The sequence below is a fragment of the Serratia sp. LTN-2 genome (assembly GCF_059740205.1).
This window is the reverse complement of record NZ_JCAXDO010000001.1, coordinates 419,665-437,014: the sequence shown is the minus strand read 5'-3', so window position 1 is coordinate 437,014 and position 17,350 is coordinate 419,665. Positions and strand designations below refer to the sequence as shown.

14 protein-coding genes are annotated in these 17,350 nt (G+C 58.1%); 10 read left to right on the top strand and 4 right to left on the bottom strand.

The genetic code is table 11. The features are described 5' to 3' along the window. Nucleotides 1–6: 6 nt before the first annotated feature. From AC6BYQ_RS01950 to rluB, 4 genes are all read left to right on the top strand, one after another. On the top strand, nt 7–627 hold the full coding sequence (locus AC6BYQ_RS01950) for an L-threonylcarbamoyladenylate synthase (protein WP_063918440.1): 621 nt from the start codon (nt 7–9) through the stop codon (nt 625–627). Between the two features lie 115 nt (nt 628–742). Further along, nucleotides 743–1,102 carry a Rap1a/Tai family immunity protein gene (locus AC6BYQ_RS01945; RefSeq protein ID WP_019452706.1) on the top strand — a complete coding sequence of 120 codons (360 nt, stop codon included), beginning with the start codon at nt 743–745 and terminating at the stop codon, nt 1,100–1,102. A 148-nt stretch (nt 1,103–1,250) separates the two neighbouring features. Beyond that, complete coding sequence (locus tag AC6BYQ_RS01940; protein ID WP_498056213.1) at nt 1,251–2,048, top strand: alpha/beta hydrolase; 798 nt, start codon at nt 1,251–1,253, stop codon at nt 2,046–2,048. Between the two features lie 162 nt (nt 2,049–2,210). Continuing rightward, on the top strand, nt 2,211–3,116 hold the full coding sequence (rluB, locus tag AC6BYQ_RS01935; protein ID WP_063918438.1) for a 23S rRNA pseudouridine(2605) synthase RluB: 906 nt from the start codon (nt 2,211–2,213) through the stop codon (nt 3,114–3,116). A 38-nt stretch (nt 3,117–3,154) separates the two neighbouring features. Here the strand turns inward: rluB and cobO are convergent, their stop codons facing one another. Both cobO and AC6BYQ_RS01925 read right to left on the bottom strand, forming a co-directional pair. Next, nucleotides 3,155–3,745, bottom strand: coding sequence for a cob(I)yrinic acid a,c-diamide adenosyltransferase (gene cobO, locus AC6BYQ_RS01930; protein WP_019452703.1), 591 nt, complete (start codon nt 3,743–3,745; stop codon nt 3,155–3,157). A 14-nt stretch (nt 3,746–3,759) separates the two neighbouring features. Next, entirely contained in the window at nt 3,760–4,521 is a 762-nt protein-coding gene (locus AC6BYQ_RS01925; RefSeq protein ID WP_074054076.1) for a YciK family oxidoreductase, read from the bottom strand. 359 nt (nt 4,522–4,880) lie between these two features. Here AC6BYQ_RS01925 and sohB point away from each other — a divergent pair, with 359 nt between their 5' ends. Beyond that, on the top strand, nt 4,881–5,927 hold the full coding sequence (gene sohB, locus AC6BYQ_RS01920) for a protease SohB (protein ID WP_019452701.1): 1,047 nt from the start codon (nt 4,881–4,883) through the stop codon (nt 5,925–5,927). Between the two features lie 50 nt (nt 5,928–5,977). Here sohB and AC6BYQ_RS01915 read toward each other — a convergent pair whose 3' ends face one another. Beyond that, nucleotides 5,978–6,229 carry a YciN family protein gene (locus AC6BYQ_RS01915; protein ID WP_019452700.1) on the bottom strand — a complete coding sequence of 84 codons (252 nt, stop codon included), beginning with the start codon at nt 6,227–6,229 and terminating at the stop codon, nt 5,978–5,980. A gap of 427 nt (nt 6,230–6,656) precedes the next feature. On the opposite strand from AC6BYQ_RS01915, the gene topA reads away from it, so the two are divergent. The 5 genes from topA (at nt 6,657) to acnA (ending at nt 16,537) form a co-directional block, all read left to right on the top strand. After that, nucleotides 6,657–9,254 carry a type I DNA topoisomerase gene (gene topA, locus AC6BYQ_RS01910; RefSeq protein ID WP_025159788.1) on the top strand — a complete coding sequence of 866 codons (2,598 nt, stop codon included), beginning with the start codon at nt 6,657–6,659 and terminating at the stop codon, nt 9,252–9,254. Between the two features lie 360 nt (nt 9,255–9,614). Then, entirely contained in the window at nt 9,615–10,589 is a 975-nt protein-coding gene (gene cysB, locus AC6BYQ_RS01905; protein ID WP_004930690.1) for an HTH-type transcriptional regulator CysB, read from the top strand. A gap of 333 nt (nt 10,590–10,922) precedes the next feature. Further along, a complete protein-coding gene (locus AC6BYQ_RS01900; RefSeq protein ID WP_440529062.1) occupies nt 10,923–13,232 on the top strand; it encodes a type VI secretion system Vgr family protein in 2,310 nt (769 codons plus the stop codon). A gap of 17 nt (nt 13,233–13,249) precedes the next feature. Continuing rightward, entirely contained in the window at nt 13,250–13,645 is a 396-nt protein-coding gene (locus AC6BYQ_RS01895) for a hypothetical protein (protein ID WP_019452697.1), read from the top strand. Between the two features lie 219 nt (nt 13,646–13,864). Beyond that, complete coding sequence (gene acnA, locus AC6BYQ_RS01890; RefSeq protein WP_074054078.1) at nt 13,865–16,537, top strand: aconitate hydratase AcnA; 2,673 nt, start codon at nt 13,865–13,867, stop codon at nt 16,535–16,537. 57 nt (nt 16,538–16,594) lie between these two features. On the opposite strand, the gene ribA is transcribed toward acnA, so the two are convergent. After that, entirely contained in the window at nt 16,595–17,188 is a 594-nt protein-coding gene (gene ribA / locus AC6BYQ_RS01885; protein WP_019452695.1) for a GTP cyclohydrolase II, read from the bottom strand. Between the last annotated feature and the right edge of the window lie 162 nt (nt 17,189–17,350).

The following is a 17,350-nucleotide window of genomic DNA, read 5'->3' as shown; positions in this document are numbered from 1 at the left end:
CAAGTCATGAGTCAGCTTTTTTATATTCACCCAGACAACCCGCAGCCGCGCTTGATCAACCAGGCGGTAGAGGCGCTGCGCAAGGGTGGGGTGATCGTCTATCCCACCGATTCCGGCTATGCGCTGGGCTGCATGCTGGAAGAAAAGGCGGCGATGGAGCGCATTTGCCGCATCCGCCAATTGGACGGCAACCACAACTTTACCTTGATGTGCCGCGATCTGTCCGAGTTGTCGACCTATGCGCACGTTGACAATACGGCGTTCCGCCTGATCAAAAACAATACGCCAGGCAACTACACCTTCATTCTGAAAGCGACCAAAGAAGTGCCGCGCCGCCTGATGAATGAAAAACGCAAAACCATCGGTCTGCGTGTGCCGTCGAACCCGATCGCACTGGCGCTGCTGGAGGCGTTGAACGAGCCGATGATGTCCACCACTCTGATGCTGCCGGGCAATGATTTTGCCGAGTCGGATCCGGAAGAGATCAACGATCACTTGGGTAAGGTGGTCGATCTGGTGATCCACGGCGGCTTCCTCGGCCAACAGCCGACTACGGTTATCGATCTGACCGAGTCTTCGCCGGAAGTGGTGCGCGAAGGGGCGGGCGACGCGGCGCCTTTCCGCTGATGTAAATTGTTGCCACCTTGCCCATTATCTGAAAATCGGCCGAAACGACGCGACTTCGCGTGAAAGCCGCTATTCTTGAATACTTCAGAATTGATAATGGGCAGGATGCGCAACAATGATTAAACAGGTTTCTTTTTTAGCGGCCTTATTATTTTCCTCAATGGCAAATGCGGGTTTTTATTCAGGCAGCGCCTTGCTGTCGGAATCCGGCGGTTACGTAAAAAATAAAAGCGGCGAAGCCACCGTGGCGGAAGCGTTGAATGGCGGCATGTTTATGGGATACGTCGCCGGCGTATTCGATACCTATTCCATGCAGGGCAATCGCAATATCTGCCCGGCGGCCGGGATGAGCATTGGCGTAGCTGCCGACGCGGTAATGCAATATTTAAACGAACATCCTGAGCAGCTGCATTATTCCGCGCCGTCGGTGATTATGCTGGCGCTGACAGCTGCCTATCCCTGCGTGCGTCATTAATTTCTTATTCCAATTGGTGCGCATTTTTTCATAAGGTGCGCTCGAGTTCTTTTCCGCACGAACTTCAATAGATCAATGCCTGCTGCGCTGTCACCTTATCATCCCGAGAGTCCCCGAACGGGTCGGGGAGAGACGCGCAGGAGGTAACATGACCGTATTTCACAGCGCCAACGTGACGCTCGACTATCAGGATATCGGCTCAGGGCCGATAACGCTGGTGTTGCTGCCCGGCTGGTGTGAACCGAAAACCGTGTTCGAGCCGTTCATCGCTCTGGCCGCCGAGCGTTACCGGGTGATCAGCATCGATTGGCGCGGCCACGGCCTGTCGTCAAAAGCGGCGGAGATGTCGCTGACGGCGGACGATCTGCTGGAAGATGCGCGTCAGTTGTTGACGGCGCTGCATTTGGACAACGTGGTCACTCTGTCGGTGGCGCACGCCAGCTGGCTGGCGGTGGCGTTGGCCGAGGCGTTGCCGCAGCGCGTGCGCGGCATGGTGTTTCTCGACTGGATCATGACGCCGCCGGAGCCGGCTTTCTTTACGGCGGTAAGCCGCATGCAGCAGCCGCAACAATGGCTGGCGGCGCGAGACGCCTTGTTTGACTTCTGGCAGGGGGGAATCAACCATGTTGAGGTTAAACGCCACCTGGAGGTCGAGATGGCGCAGGAGGATTGCCGGCTTTGGCGCGCCGCCGGCGTGGCCATCGAACAGGCCTATCGGCAATTCGGTTCGCCGCTGCAACGCCTGGCGGGGATGAGTGTGCCGCCGCCGTGCCGCCATATTTACTCGTTGGATCGCCGTGACGACTACCTGCGGCAGCAGCAGATGTTTGCCGCCGAGCAGCCGTTTTTCTCCGTGGTGCGTTTAGGCGAGGCGCGCACCCATCTCGGCATTCTGGAACGGCCTGACGCGGTGCTGTGGGCGGTGGAGGATTTTTTGGCGTATTGAACGCCGCCCGAGGGTGCCCCCGCCGATAAAGTGGGTTTCAACACCTTAGAAAGCCTGTATAATGCGCGGTTCGATCCTGATAAACGTATTATTACCGCTGTGGCGGTCAGCCGCGGCGGTTATCCCCCCGACGCCTGTGAAGGCGACATTAGAGGTTGCTCAATGAGCGAAAAGTTACAGAAAGTTTTAGCGCGCGCCGGGCATGGCTCGCGTCGTGAAATCGAAACCATGATTGAAGCCGGGCGCGTCAGCGTCGACGGCAAGGTCGCCAAACTGGGCGATCGCGTTGAAGTGACGCCGGCGATGAAAATTCGTCTGGACGGTCATGTCCTGTCGATCAAAGAATCCGAAGAGGTGGTTTGCCGCGTGCTGGCTTACTACAAGCCGGAAGGCGAGCTGTGTACCCGCAGCGATCCTGAAGGCCGCCCGACGGTGTTCGATCGCCTGCCGAAGCTGCGCGGTTCGCGCTGGGTGGCGGTAGGGCGGCTGGACGTCAACACCTCCGGTCTGCTGTTGTTCACCACCGATGGTGAACTGGCCAACCGTCTGATGCACCCGAGCCGCGAAGTGGAACGCGAGTACGCGGTACGCGTGTTCGGCCAGGTCGACGATGCGAAAGTGAAGCAGCTGAGCAAGGGCGTGCAGCTGGAAGACGGCCCGGCCGCCTTCCGCACCATCAGCTTCCAGGGTGGTGAAGGTCTCAACCAGTGGTACAACGTGACCCTGACCGAAGGCCGTAACCGTGAAGTGCGCCGCCTGTGGGAAGCGGTGGGCGTGCAGGTAAGCCGTCTGATCCGCGTGCGCTACGGCGACATTGACCTGCCGAAAGGCCTGCCGCGCGGCGGTTGGGCTGAGCTGGACCTGGCGGCGATCAACTACCTGCGTGAGCTGGTTGAATTGAAACCGGAAACGGTCAGCAAGATGCCGGTCGAGCGTGAGCGCCGCCGCGTGAAGGCTAACCAGATCCGTCGCGCGGTCAAGCGTCACTCGCAGGTAGCCGGCAGCGGCCGCCGCAGTGCGCCGGGCAGCAAGCCGGGTAAACCGAGCAAGCCGAGCAAACGCAGTTAATCCCTCATTCTGGCCCCGTTCGGGGCCAGAACTTGGTGTTACCAATCGATCCCCTGTTGCGCCTTCACACCCGCGTCGAACGCGTGTTTCACCGGCCGCATCTCCGTGACCGTATCCGCCAGTTCCAGCAGATCGCGATGGCATCCGCGCCCGGTCAGGATCACCGTTTGGTGCGCAGGACGCCCCAGCAGCGCTGCCTTCAGCTCCTCCAGTTCCAGATAGCCGTAGGTCAGCATGTAGGTCACTTCGTCCAGCAACACCAGATCCAGGCTGCTGTCGGCCAGCATGCGCTTGCCGTGTTGCCACACCGCCTGGCAGGCGGCAGTATCGTCGGCCTTGTTCTGCGTTTCCCAGGTGAAGCCGGTGGCCATCACCTGAAACTCAACGCCGTGTTGCTGCAGCAGATTCTTTTCGCCATTGGGCCATTCGCCCTTGATGAACTGAATCACACCGGCGCGCATGCCGTGACCCACCGCACGAGTGACGGTGCCGAAAGCGGCGGTGCTCTTGCCCTTACCGTTGCCGGTAAACACCAGCAGCAGGCCGCGCGTTTCCTGCGCGGCGGCGATGCGCGCATCGACCTGTTCTTTCAGGCGTTGCTGGCGCTGTTGATGACGATCTTCCGCCATGAAAACCCTCCTTATTATTCGGCCGCGCCGGGTTTACGATTCGGCTGAGCGTCGAAGCTCATGCCGGTTTTGCGACGGCTGTCTTCGCCCATCAGATACAGATACAGCGGCATGATGTCGGCCGGGGTTTTCAGCTTGTTCTTGTCTTCGTGCGGGAAGGCGGATGCGCGCATTTTGGTGCGAGTTCCCCCCGGATTGATGCAGTTTACCCGCAGATTGCGATTTTTGTATTCATCGGCCAACACCTGCATCATACCTTCGGTGGCGAACTTCGATACCGCATAGGCGCCCCAGTCGGCGCGGCCGGTACGTCCGACGCTGGAGCTGGTGAACACCAGTGAACCGGCGTGGGATTTCAGCAGCAGCGGCAGCAGCGCCTGAGTCAGCATAAAGGTGGCGTTGACGTTAACCTGCATCACCTCTTGCCACATGGTCATCGACAGATCGGCCATCGGTGCGATGTCACCGAGCAGGCCGGCGTTGTGCAGCACGCCGTCCAGCCGTGGGAGCTGGCGCGCCAGATCGTCGGCGATTTGCCGGCATTGCTCCGGCGTGGCGTGCAGCAAGTCCAGCGTCACTACCCGCGCCGGGGCGCCGCCCTGGGCCGCGATCTCTTGTTGAACCGCCTGCAGTTTGCTTTCGGTGCGCCCCAGCAGAACCAGCTGGGCGCCAAAACGCGCGTAGGTCAGCGCCGCTTCGCGGCCGATGCCGTCGCCGGCGCCGGTGACCAAAATGATGCGTTGTTCGAGCAGATCTTGTTTGGGTTGGTAATGCACGATAAATCCTCGCCTGGGTGGCTGTTCTCCCGCTGATAATGGGGAGCAAGGGTGAAACGCGCGGCCGGGGCGGGAGCGAAGGCTCGACCGCCTGCGGGCCGCGCAGCGAATCTGTCTCATCGTATTGATGAATAATGGGTGTTATATGCCTTAATCCGTGCGCATTTTCAATGCGTAGCTGGCTGAAATGGCATTCTTTTGTAACAAAAGCGGTGCGGCGGTGGCTTGGTTCGGTGGCCAATCGTCCCCATAGTGACGTGCAGGACGCAACGAATTTTCATTTAGCCGCGACAGCAGCCGCCGTGGTTGGCTAAAATGGAAAGAAGCATACTAACAACCTGTAAATAAAGGCGGAATCTGTGGAGTTTATATCTGTTTATGGCCTGTTTCTGGCCAAGGTCGCTACGGTGGTGCTGGCCATCGCCGCGTTGGCCATACTGGCGGTCAGTTTGGGGCAACGCAAGAGCCGCCAAAAAGGGGAGCTGCAGCTGACCGATCTCGGCGAACAGTATCGCGAGATGCAACGCGATATGCGTCTGGCGCGCATGGATGCCGCCGAGCAGAAGGTGTGGCTGAAACAGTTCAAGAAGCAGACCAAGGCCGACGACAAGCTGAAAAAGCAGCGCGCCAAGTCCGGCGCGGTCGAAGTGAGCAAGCCGTGCCTGTATGTGCTGGACTTCAAGGGCAGCATGGACGCGCACGAGGTGACGTCGCTGCGGGAAGAGATCTCGGCGGTGCTGGCCGTAGCCACGGCGCAGGATGAGGTGCTGCTGCGTCTGGAAAGCCCGGGCGGGGTGGTGCACGGCTACGGTCTGGCGGCCTCGCAGCTGGAGCGCCTGCGCAAGGGCGGCATTCGCCTGACGGTGGCGGTGGATAAAGTGGCGGCCAGCGGCGGCTACATGATGGCCTGCGTCGCGGATCGCATCGTGGCGGCGCCGTTCGCCATCATCGGTTCCATCGGCGTGGTGGCGCAGATCCCTAACTTCCATCGCCTGTTGAAGAAGAACGACATCGATGTGGAGCTGCACACCGCCGGGCAGTTCAAACGCACGCTGACGCTGTTCGGTGAAAACACCGAGCAGGGGCGCGAGAAGTTCCGCGAAGATCTGAACGAAACGCATGAGCTGTTCAAGCGCTTCGTGCATGAGCAGCGCCCATCGCTGGACATCGATAGCGTCGCCACCGGTGAGCACTGGTTCGGTTCGCAGGCTAAAGAGAAGGGATTGATCGACGCCATCGGCACCAGCGACGATTTGCTGATCGCCGAACTGGATAATCACGAGGTGGTCGCCGTGCGCTATGCGCGCCGCAAACGCCTGATGGACCGTTTCACCGGCAGCGCGGCGGAGAGCGTCGATCGCTTGCTGTTGCGTTGGTGGCAGCGTGGGGAAAAACCGCTGCTGTAACGGCGTGAGTGTATGGATCAACGGGGGCCTGGCGCCCCCGTTTTCATTTCTCAATCGACCAGATGGTATTTTTCCGAAAGCAGATGCGCCAAATGTTTAAACATATTAAATACGGCGGTGGTTTTGGCGGTGGGCAGCCCGTCGGCATCTAAAAAGTATTCGCCGCGGAAAACTAGAACGCCGTTTTTTTGTTCAACGTCGGTGGCGATCATGCCGTGCAGATAATCTTCGTGTTGGCGGATGATGTTATTTGCTTCCGCCAGCAGGGCCTCGCGGCCGATAGGTGCAGTATTTGTGTACATTTATTAGACTCCAAACAAAAAACGCTGCGCATATTCTAACGCCGGTTCGCTTTTATCCGCAAACCGACTAAGGTTTATTTGCCGTCTGGATGGCCATGGGTGGCCGCCGGTTGGCGAAATCGGTCTTTCCGTGCTAATTAGGTTGCGTGACGCTTTTTATCAGGTACAGTGTGGGATTTTGCGGCGTCTGGTGGAAGGTTTTGTTTACGCTATGAATAAAACTCGCACAGCCATACTTCTGGGGCATGAGTGAATAGCAGGCAGGATCAACAACTTGCGTTCAGGTTGAGCAGTTGGGCAGCCAAAAGAAAAAAATCTGTTGATCTCTTGCCAGACTGCCGCAATATAAAAAAGAGACACGAATTGCCGCGGCACGGCGAGATAAAAGACTTCTTTTTAGAAGAAATAAATTTAGGTAAAGGTAAATATGGGTAAAGCTCTCGTAATAGTTGAGTCCCCGGCAAAAGCCAAAACTATTAATAAATATTTAGGAAATGACTACGTGGTGAAGTCCAGCGTCGGTCATATCCGTGATTTGCCGACCAGTGGCTCAGCCAGCAAAAAGAGCGCTGACTCAACCGAAGACAAAGCCAAGAAAAAAGTTAAAAAAGATGAGAAGGCGGCGCTGGTAAATCGCATGGGCGTCGACCCTTACCACGGTTGGAAAGCGCATTACGAAATCCTGCCGGGTAAAGAAAAAGTGGTCGCCGAGTTAAAATCGTTGGCGGAAAACGCCGACCACATTTATCTCGCAACCGACCTTGACCGCGAAGGGGAAGCCATCGCCTGGCACCTGCGGGAAGTGATCGGTGGGGATGACAAACGCTTTAGCCGCGTGGTGTTTAACGAAATCACCAAAAACGCGATCCAACAGGCGTTCAAACAGCCGGGCGAGCTGAACATTGATCGCGTCAACGCGCAGCAGGCGCGCCGGTTTATGGACCGCGTGGTGGGCTATATGGTCTCGCCGCTGCTGTGGAAAAAAATCGCCCGCGGCCTGTCCGCCGGCCGCGTGCAGTCGGTGGCGGTACGCCTGGTGGTTGAGCGTGAGCGCGACATCAAGGCTTTCGTGCCGGAAGAGTACTGGGAGCTGCATGCCGATCTGCTGGCGAAGGGTGAAACCGCGCTGCAGATGGAAGTGACCCACGCGCACGACAAACCGTTCAAACCGGTCAACCGCGAGCAGACTCACGCCGCGGTCAAACTGCTGGAAAAAGCCCGCTACACGGTGCTGGATCGCGAAGATAAACCGACCAGCAGCAAGCCGGGCGCGCCTTTCATTACCTCCACGCTGCAACAGGCCGCCAGTACCCGCCTGAGCTTCGGCGTGAAGAAAACCATGATGATGGCGCAACGGCTGTATGAAGCCGGCCACATCACCTATATGCGTACCGACTCCACCAACCTGAGCCAGGACGCGCTCAACATGGTGCGTGGCTATATCGGCGACAACTTCGGCGACAAATACCTGCCGAAGGCGCCAAACCAGTACAGCAGCAAAGAGAATTCTCAGGAAGCGCACGAAGCGATCCGTCCTTCGGACGTGAACGTGCTCGCCGAGCAGCTGAAAGACATGGAAGCGGACGCGCAGAAGCTGTATCAGCTGATTTGGCGCCAGTTCGTCGCCTGTCAGATGACGCCGGCGCAATACGATTCCACCACGCTGACGGTGAAAGCCGGCGATTATCAGCTGCGCGCCAAGGGCCGCACGCTGCGCTTTGACGGTTGGACCAAGGTGATGCCGGCGCTGCGCAAGGGCGATGAAGATCGCACGCTGCCTTACGTCGAAATCGGCAGCGAACTGGATCTGCAGAAACTGATCCCGAGCCAGCACTTCACCAAGCCACCGGCGCGTTACAGCGAAGCTTCGCTGGTGAAAGAGCTGGAAAAACGCGGTATCGGCCGCCCGTCCACCTACGCCTCCATCATCTCGACCATTCAGGATCGCGGTTATGTGCGGGTGGAAAGCCGCCGCTTCTATGCCGAAAAAATGGGTGAGATCGTCACCGATCGTCTGGAAGAGAACTTCCGCGAGCTGATGAACTATGACTTCACCGCCCGCATGGAAGACGGCCTCGATGAGGTCGCCAACAACCAGGCCGAGTGGAAAGCGGTGCTGGACGAGTTCTTCGTCGACTTCAGCGAACAGCTGGAAACGGCTGAGAAGGATCCGGAAGAAGGCGGCATGCGGCCTAACCAGATGGTAATGACCAGCATCGACTGCCCGACCTGCGGCCGCAAGATGGGCATTCGCACCGCCAGTACCGGCGTGTTCCTCGGCTGTTCCGGCTATGCACTGCCGCCGAAAGAGCGCTGCAAAACCACCATCAACCTGGTGCCGGAAGCGGAAGTGCTCAACATCCTTGAAGGCGACGACGCGGAAACCAACGCGCTGCGCGCCCGTCGCCGCTGCAAGAAATGCGGTACCGCGATGGACAGCTATCTGATCGATAACCAGCGTAAGCTGCACGTGTGCGGTAACAATCCGGCGTGCGACGGCTATGAGATCGAAGAGGGCGAGTTCCGCCTCAAAGGTTACGACGGTCCGGTCGTTGAGTGCGACAAGTGCGGTTCCGAAATGCACCTGAAAATGGGTCGTTTCGGCAAGTACATGGGCTGCACCAACGAGAACTGCAAAAACACCCGCAAGATCCTGCGTAACGGCGATGTTGCGCCGCCGAAGGAAGATCCGGTGCCGTTGCCGGAGCTGCCGTGCGAGAAGTCCGACGCCTATTTCGTGCTGCGTGATGGCGCGGCCGGCGTGTTCCTGGCGGCCAACACCTTCCCTAAATCGCGTGAAACCCGCGCGCCGCTGGTGGAAGAGCTGGCTCGCTTCAAGGATCGTCTGCCGGAGAAGCTGCGCTACCTGGCCGATGCGCCGGTGGCGGATGCCGAAGGCAATAAAACGCTGGTGCGTTTCAGCCGCAAAACCAAGCAGCAGTATGTCTCTTCCGAGAAAGACGGCAAGGCGACCGGCTGGTCCGCGTTTTACGTGGACGGCAAGTGGGTTGAAGGCAAGAAGTAAGGCCGCATTCCGCCTGCAAGAAGAAAAACCAGCCCTGGCGGCTGGTTTTTTTATTGGTGAAAAGAGGATAACGGATCTATGCTTTGCTGCTTTTATCCCTCCACCGCCGCCGTTTCACGTTGATACCAATGCAAAATAATCGTTATCATAGTGTGACGCGGATCTATACTTGAAGCTGCAACGTGGTATAGTGGTTATATAAAAAGTTTTTTTATTATTAAAGCTTATTAACAACGGCGTTTTCTTCACCATCAGGGTAAAACACGGTGTTTATGGCTTGTGAGTTTCAGCATACCGGGGCGACACCGATATACCTGGCTGCGGGTAAGCCGCAGTGTTTAACCTAGGATGGTATAAGATATGAAATTGCAGCAGCTTCGTTACATTGTGGAAGTGGTTAACCACAACCTGAATGTCTCCTCAACGGCAGAAGGGCTCTATACCTCGCAACCCGGCATCAGTAAACAAGTGCGCATGCTCGAAGACGAGCTGGGCATCCAGATTTTCGCCCGCAGCGGCAAACACCTGACCCAGGTCACCCCGGCAGGCCAGGAAATCATTCGCATCGCGCGTGAAGTGCTGTCCAAGGTGGACGCTATTAAAGCCGTGGCCGGTGAACACACCTACCCGGACAAAGGCTCGCTGTACGTCGCCACCACGCATACTCAGGCACGCTATGCTTTGCCTAACGTGATCAAGGGCTTTATCGAGCGTTATCCGCGCGTCTCGCTGCACATGCATCAGGGCTCGCCGACGCAGATCGCCGAAGCGGTCTCCAAGGGCACCGCCGATTTCGCTATCGCCACCGAAGCGCTGCACCTGTACGACGATCTCATTATGTTGCCGTGCTATCACTGGAACCGCGCGGTGGTGGTGAAACCCGATCATCCTTTGGCGGGCAAAAGCAGCATCAGCATTGAAGAGTTGGCGGCTTATCCGATCGTCACTTACACCTTCGGTTTCACCGGCCGTTCGGAGCTGGATACCGCCTTCAACCGCGCCGGCCTGACGCCGCGCATCGTCTTTACCGCCACCGACGCCGACGTGATCAAAACCTACGTGCGCCTGGGATTGGGGGTAGGGGTTATCGCCAGCATGGCGGTGGATCCGGTGCAGGATCCGGACCTGGTGACGGTGGATGCGCGCGATATCTTCACTTACAGCACCACCAAGATTGGCTTCCGCCGCAGCACCTTCCTGCGCAGCTACATGTACGACTTCATTCAGCGCTTCGCGCCGCACCTGACGCGCGACGTGGTCGACAGCGCGGTGGCGCTGCGCTCCAACGAAGAGATCGAAGCCATGTTCAAAGACATCAAGCTGCCGATCAAATAATCCCCCGCGTTGACGACATCAAACCACACCCGGACAGGTCAGCGCCTCTCCGGGTTTTTTATGAGCAAGCGCCTGCGGCATAAACCGCCCCATTCGCAAATTGCGCTAATCCAATCTTGGCCAGGGGAACGCGTTGAGGTGCTCTTGCGCCAGACCAAACTCCCTCTGCCATTTCCATTAAGTTTCTGAATACCCCCATTCTGCGTTGAGGCGGCCTGTGTCCTGCTGGTTAGGAATCCTCCGAAAATGAGGCGTTTTTGTTCTGGCAAAGAGTTTTTTTTCTCTCGGAAGTTAAAGTGATGCTAACCAATTGTCACCGGAGCCGCTTATCTCATGACCAGCCGTATCTCTGTCCAATTGCCCGTTGAGGGCCTGCTTTTTTGGAAGCTGGCGGGCCGTGAAGCCTTGTCCGAGCCTTTTGCGCTGACGCTGACCTTGCTGGGCCGCGATGCCCGTATTAATCGCAGCGAGCTGTTGGGGCAACCGGTCACGGTAACTCTGCCGACGGGGCTGCTGTCAGCGGATCGCCATATCAATGGCAAGGTGACTCGCGTGGCCGTCAGCGCCGTCGAGTTAAGTGGCACGCGTTATGCCGTGTATACGCTGACGGTGGAATCGGATCTATGGCCGATGAAGCGCGATCGCAATCTGCGCATCTTCCAGGGCCAGACGGTGCCGCAAACGGTGCGTGCTTTGCTCAGCGAATATCAGGTGAACGTAGAGGATAAACTCACCGGTCACTATCGGGTGTGGGATTACTGCGTTCAGTATCAGGAGAGCAGTCTCGACTTCATCAGCCGCCTCATGGAGCTGGAGGGGATCGTTTACCACTTTCGCCATGAGGCTGGCCGTCACACGTTGGTGCTGACGGATGCGGCAGGGCAGTATCAGCCGTTTAGCGGCTACGAGACGATTCCCTACCATCAGACTCCGTCTGGCGGCAGCACCCTCGAACAGGGCATCGGGCAATGGGCACCGGAAGACAGCGTGACGCCTGGCATTTACGGCCTGGACGACTATGACTTCCGCAAGCCGAACGCCTGGCTGTTCCAGGCACGCCAAAACCCGGCCTCGCCGATGCCGGGCAGCATCGACGTCTACGATTGGCCGGGCCGCTATGTCGAACACGCTGATGGGGAGTTCTACGCACGCGTGCGCCAGGAGCGCTGGCAGGTGGAACATCAACAGATACACGGCACCGCAACGGCGATTGGAGTGGCGCCGGGCTACACCTTTACCCTGATCAACGCCCCGTTTTTCAGCGATAACGGCGAATACCTGACGACGGCCGCCGATTACACGTTCTCCGAGAACCGCTACGCCAGCGGCGAAGAAGGCGAAACGGTACATCGCATCGACTTTACGGTTATCCCGGCCGCCACCGTTTTTCGCCCGCTGACGGTGACGCCGTGGCCGCGCACCTATGGCCCGCAAACGGCCAGGGTGGTAGGGCCTGCCGGCGAGAATATCTGGACGGACAAATACGGCCGGATAAAAGTGAAGTTTCACTGGGATCGCCGCGCCAAAGGGGATGACACCAGTTCGTGCTGGGTAAGGGTCTCGAGCGCTTGGGCGGGGCAAGGGTTCGGTTCGGTACAAATACCGCGCGTCGGGGATGAAGTGGTGGTGGACTTTATCAACGGCGATCCGGACCGGCCGATTGTCACCGGGCGCGTCTACAATGAAGCGAGCATGCCGCCGTGGGTGTTGCCGGCGGCGGCGACGCAAATGGGCTTTATGACCCGCAGTAAGGACGGCAGCCGGGACAATGCCAGCTATCTGTTTTTCGAAGATAAGGCGGGCAGCGAGGCTGTAGAGCTGCATTCCGAAAAGGATATGAAGGTTTCGGTGGAAAATGACCAGCAGGTCAATATCGACGGCAACCGGACGACAACTATCCTCAAGCAACAGCAAGACGAAGTGACGGGCAACGCCACCTTCCACTACAAAGGCCAGCGCACCACCACGGTGGATCAAAAAGAAACCGGCTATTTTAATGGCGGCGTCGCAACGGAGATCAAGGCGGGGCGGACGTTCGACATTAAAGACGGCGGCGACAAGGTTACGATCAAAGGCGACCGCACCAGCGATATCGACGGGAATGAAAGCCACCATGTCACCGGCAAACTGACCGAGACTCTGGATAAAGGGCGGGAGGTTAAGATCGGTGCCGGCGGCCATAAAGAGGACGTCACCGGCGGCGTCACACGCGAGATCAAAGGCGGCGTCAATGAATCGATCAAAGACGGCGTTACCACCAACATCAATAGCGGCGACTGGACGCAAAACGTCAACGCGGGAACCATTACGATTTACAGCCCGCATCAAATCAAGATTGTCAGCGGTGAAAAGATCACCCTGGAAGCGCCGGAGTCCGTGTTCAATCCCAAGTTGCACAGCCTGACCGTGACCGCCTTCAGCGAAAGTATCACCGGCAACAGCGTATCGGCATCGGCGATAACCAGCAGCATTGTTGGCGTGTCCAACAGCCTGACAGGCTTGTCAAATTCTTATAAGCTGAAAGAGTTTTCAAAGACGGCGTTTAAAACGGAAACGAACGGTGTGGTGGTGAATATCGAGGTGACCAATATCAGCAACAGAACGCTGAATGTAACGAATAACTCGTTGTTTATAATTACATAAAATGGAGCAGCACACTTATGTCTCTGGCTGATATGTCGAAGTACTTCCTGTATGCGGGGATCGCCACCCCTGTCGTGATGGGTATTTTCTTTTACTGTATTTTTAAAAATAACGGCGGTAACTCGAGCGAGATGTCCGCGGTTAAAAACTATCTCAGCAAGGACAGCTGGCAAGGCGAGATTATCGCCTCGCGCCTCGAGTCCTGTCGGCAAACCAACACCCGATACGGTAATGATTTTTTCTTTGACGTCGATTTTTATCTGCCGGGCGACACCCGCCTTCACACCGCCAAAGCCCTGGTTCAGCCTGGCCAGATGCATCTGCTGCATAAAGGGATGGGCATCCAGGTGAAGAAGGGCCGTAAGAATCAGCTGGCGGTGGTGGGCATGGATTTCCCCGCTGCACCATTGTAAACCTGCCTTTTCGTGCTAAAGCGCCGCATCGTTGCGGCGTTTTTGTTGGCGCGCAGTCTAACCCCTTGGCCGTGTTGATCCTTTCTTCCCGTTGATTGTTCCCGCCTATCGTTGTGTGCAAAACGTGTTGTTATCAAATCGTTAACTTATCTTTGTGGTATCTTTAAACAAGACCTCAGTAATTACCCTGTTTTACTCACAATAAGAAATGGAGGAGCTATGTCGTCCGATCTTCGTGAAACAAGTATGGATAAGCTGGTTGCGCTGAATAGCGAGTATTACTATTACAGTCTGCCGCTGGCAGCGAAGCAGCTGGGTGATATCGACCGGTTGCCGAAATCGATGAAAGTGCTGTTGGAGAACCTGCTGCGCCATGTGGATGGCGACACCGTGCAGGTTGACGACCTCAAGGCCATCGTCGCCTGGCTGCAAACCGGCCATGCTGACCGTGAGATCGCCTACCGTCCGGCGCGCGTGCTGATGCAGGATTTTACCGGCGTCCCGGCGGTGGTCGATCTGGCGGCGATGCGCGAAGCGGTGCGGCGGCTGGGCGGCAACGTCGACCAGGTGAACCCGCTGTCGCCGGTGGATCTGGTGATTGACCACTCGGTCACCGTCGATGAATTCGGCGATGACAACGCCTTTGAAGACAACGTGCGTATCGAGATGCAGCGTAACCACGAGCGCTACACCTTCTTGCGTTGGGGGCAGAAAGCCTTCAACCGCTTCCGCGTGGTGCCGCCAGGCACCGGCATCTGTCACCAGGTTAACCTCGAATACCTTGGCCAAACGGTCTGGCACAGCGACGAAAGCGGCCGCCGCGTGGCCTATCCGGATACGCTGGTGGGCACCGACTCCCACACCACCATGATCAACGGCCTGGGCATCCTCGGTTGGGGCGTCGGCGGCATCGAAGCGGAAGCGGCGATGCTGGGCCAGCCGGTGTCGATGTTAATCCCCGACGTGGTCGGCTTCAAGCTGACCGGTAAGCTCAGAGAGGGGATTACCGCCACTGACCTGGTGCTGACCGTCACCCAAATGCTGCGCAAGCACGGCGTGGTCGGCAAGTTCGTCGAGTTCTACGGCGACGGCCTGGCCGATCTGCCGCTGGCGGACCGTGCGACCATCGCCAACATGTCGCCGGAATTCGGCGCCACCTGCGGCTTCTTCCCGGTGGATGACGTTACGCTCGGCTATATGAAACTCAGCGGCCGCAGCGCCGAACAAATCGCGCTGGTAGAGGCTTACGCCAAGGCGCAGGGCATGTGGCGCCATCCGGGGGATGAACCGGTCTTCACCAGCTCGCTGGCGCTGGACATGTCGACGGTGGAAGCCAGCCTCGCCGGACCGAAACGCCCGCAGGATCGCGTCGCGCTGCCGAATGTGCCGCAGGCGTTCAAGGCCGCTACCGAACTGGATATCGGTGGGCACAAGGCCAAGGCCGACAGCAAAACCTTTACGCTGGACGGGCAGCAGCACGAACTGCGCGACGGCGCGGTGGTGATCGCGGCGATCACCTCTTGCACCAACACTTCCAACCCGAGCGTGATGATGGCGGCCGGCCTGCTGGCGAAAAACGCCGTCAAGAAGGGGCTGCGCAGCAAGCCCTGGGTAAAAACCTCGTTGGCGCCGGGCTCCAAAGTGGTGACCGACTATTTCGACAGCGCCAAACTCACTGCCTATCTGGAAGAGTTGGGTTTCAACCTGGTGGGGTATGGCTGTACCACCTGCATCGGTAACTCGGGTCCGCTGCCGGATCCGATCGAACAGGCGATCAAAGAGGGCGATCTGACCGTGGGCGCGGTGCTGTCAGGCAACCGTAACTTCGAAGGGCGCATCCACCCGCTGGTGAAAACCAACTGGCTGGCCTCGCCGCCGCTGGTGGTGGCCTATGCGCTGGCGGGCAGCATGAAGATTGATCTGAGCAAAGAGCCGCTCGGCGAGGGCAACGACGGTCAACCTGTTTACCTGAAGGACATCTGGCCGAGCAGCCAGGACATCGCTCAGGCGGTGGAAGAGGTGCGCACCGAGATGTTCCACAAGGAATACGGCGAAGTGTTCGACGGCGACGCCAACTGGCAGGCGATCCAGGTGACCGGTTCGGCGACCTATCAGTGGCAGGAAGACTCGACCTATATCCGCCATCCGCCGTTCTTCAGCACCATGAAGGTGAAGCCGGATCCGGTGCAAGACATCAAGGATGCGCGCATTCTGGCGATACTGGCCGACTCGGTGACCACCGACCACATTTCGCCGGCGGGGAATATCAAGCGCGACAGCCCGGCGGGGCGTTATCTGAGCGAGCACGGCGTGGCACCGCAGGATTTCAACTCCTACGGTTCGCGCCGCGGCAACCATGAAGTGATGATGCGCGGCACTTTCGCCAATATCCGTATCCGCAACGAAATGGTGCCGGGCGTGGAGGGCGGTTATACCCGTCATATTCCGTCGCAGCAGCAGCTGTCTATCTACGACGCCGCGATGCAGTATCAGCAAGAGAAGGTGCCGCTGGCGGTGATTGCCGGTAAAGAGTACGGTTCCGGCTCTAGCCGTGACTGGGCGGCGAAAGGGCCGCGCCTGCTGGGCGTGCGGGTGGTGATCGCCGAATCCTTCGAACGCATTCACCGCTCCAACCTGATCGGCATGGGCATTTTGCCGCTGGAGTTCCCACAGGGGGTGACGCGCAAAACGCTGGGGCTGACCGGGGACGAGCAGATCAGCGTCGGCGGCCTGCAACAGCTGCAGCCGGGCCAGACGGTGCCGGTGCACATCACCTATGCCGACGGGCGCAAAGAGGTGATTGACACCCGTTGCCGTATCGATACTGGCAATGAGCTGACCTACTACGAAAACGACGGTATCCTGCACTATGTGATCAGGAAGATGCTGTAAATCGAGCAATAAAAAGGGCGCCGCAAGGCGCCCTGATTGTTTCCGCCGCGGCGGCGATCACTTCTGGTCGAGCAAATGGCCCATTTTGGCGGCCTTGGTCGCCAGATAGTGTTCGTTCTTCGGGTTGCGGCCGACGATCAGCGGCACGCGTTCGCTGATGTTGATACCGGCTTCGGTCAGGATCTCGACCTTTTTCGGGTTGTTGGTCAGCAAACGCACCGCGTCGACGCCCAGCAGTTTGAACATGTCGGCGCACAGGGTGAAGTCGCGTTCGTCGGCGGCGAAGCCGAGCTGGTGGTTGGCTTCCACGGTGTCTGCGCCCTTATCCTGCAGGGCGTAGGCGCGGATCTTGTTCAACAGGCCGATGTTGCGGCCCTCCTGGCGATGATAAAGCAGGATGCCGCGGCCTTCTTCAGCGATCTGCTCCAGCGCGGCTTCCAGTTGAAAACCGCAGTCACAGCGCAGGCTGAATAAAGCGTCGCCGGTCAGACATTCGGAATGCACGCGTGCGAGCACCGGCGCTTCGCCGGAAATGTCACCGAATACCAGCGCCAGATGGTCATGCCCGGTCGCCAGTTCTTCGAATCCTACCATCAGGAAATCGCCCCAAGGTGTCGGCAGTTTTGCCTCTGCCACCCGTTTAAGCTGCATGTCACTCTCCACAAAAGCGTACGATTCAATCATTGTCGCGCATCCTAAGTCCGGTTCAGTACATTGACCAAGACTAAAACGTGCTACGCCGATCTCTATTTCGTTAATTATCGGCTATTTTGCCACAACTTCTTGCCGGGCGGTGCTCAGCAAACCAGCAGA

Coding starts and splice junctions, on each gene's coding strand:
- rluB (WP_063918438.1), top strand. CDS start 2,211: ATGAGCGAAAAGTTACAGAAAGTTTTAGCGCGCGCCGGGCATGGCTCG.
- cobO (WP_019452703.1), bottom strand. CDS start 3,745: ATGGCGGAAGATCGTCATCAACAGCGCCAGCAACGCCTGAAAGAACAG.
- AC6BYQ_RS01940 (WP_498056213.1), top strand. CDS start 1,251: ATGACCGTATTTCACAGCGCCAACGTGACGCTCGACTATCAGGATATC.
- AC6BYQ_RS01950 (WP_063918440.1), top strand. CDS start 7: ATGAGTCAGCTTTTTTATATTCACCCAGACAACCCGCAGCCGCGCTTG.
- AC6BYQ_RS01895 (WP_019452697.1), top strand. CDS start 13,250: ATGTCTCTGGCTGATATGTCGAAGTACTTCCTGTATGCGGGGATCGCC.
- cysB (WP_004930690.1), top strand. CDS start 9,615: ATGAAATTGCAGCAGCTTCGTTACATTGTGGAAGTGGTTAACCACAAC.
- ribA (WP_019452695.1), bottom strand. CDS start 17,188: ATGCAGCTTAAACGGGTGGCAGAGGCAAAACTGCCGACACCTTGGGGC.
- AC6BYQ_RS01945 (WP_019452706.1), top strand. CDS start 743: ATGATTAAACAGGTTTCTTTTTTAGCGGCCTTATTATTTTCCTCAATG.
- AC6BYQ_RS01900 (WP_440529062.1), top strand. CDS start 10,923: ATGACCAGCCGTATCTCTGTCCAATTGCCCGTTGAGGGCCTGCTTTTT.
- topA (WP_025159788.1), top strand. CDS start 6,657: ATGGGTAAAGCTCTCGTAATAGTTGAGTCCCCGGCAAAAGCCAAAACT.
- AC6BYQ_RS01915 (WP_019452700.1), bottom strand. CDS start 6,229: ATGTACACAAATACTGCACCTATCGGCCGCGAGGCCCTGCTGGCGGAA.
- acnA (WP_074054078.1), top strand. CDS start 13,865: ATGTCGTCCGATCTTCGTGAAACAAGTATGGATAAGCTGGTTGCGCTG.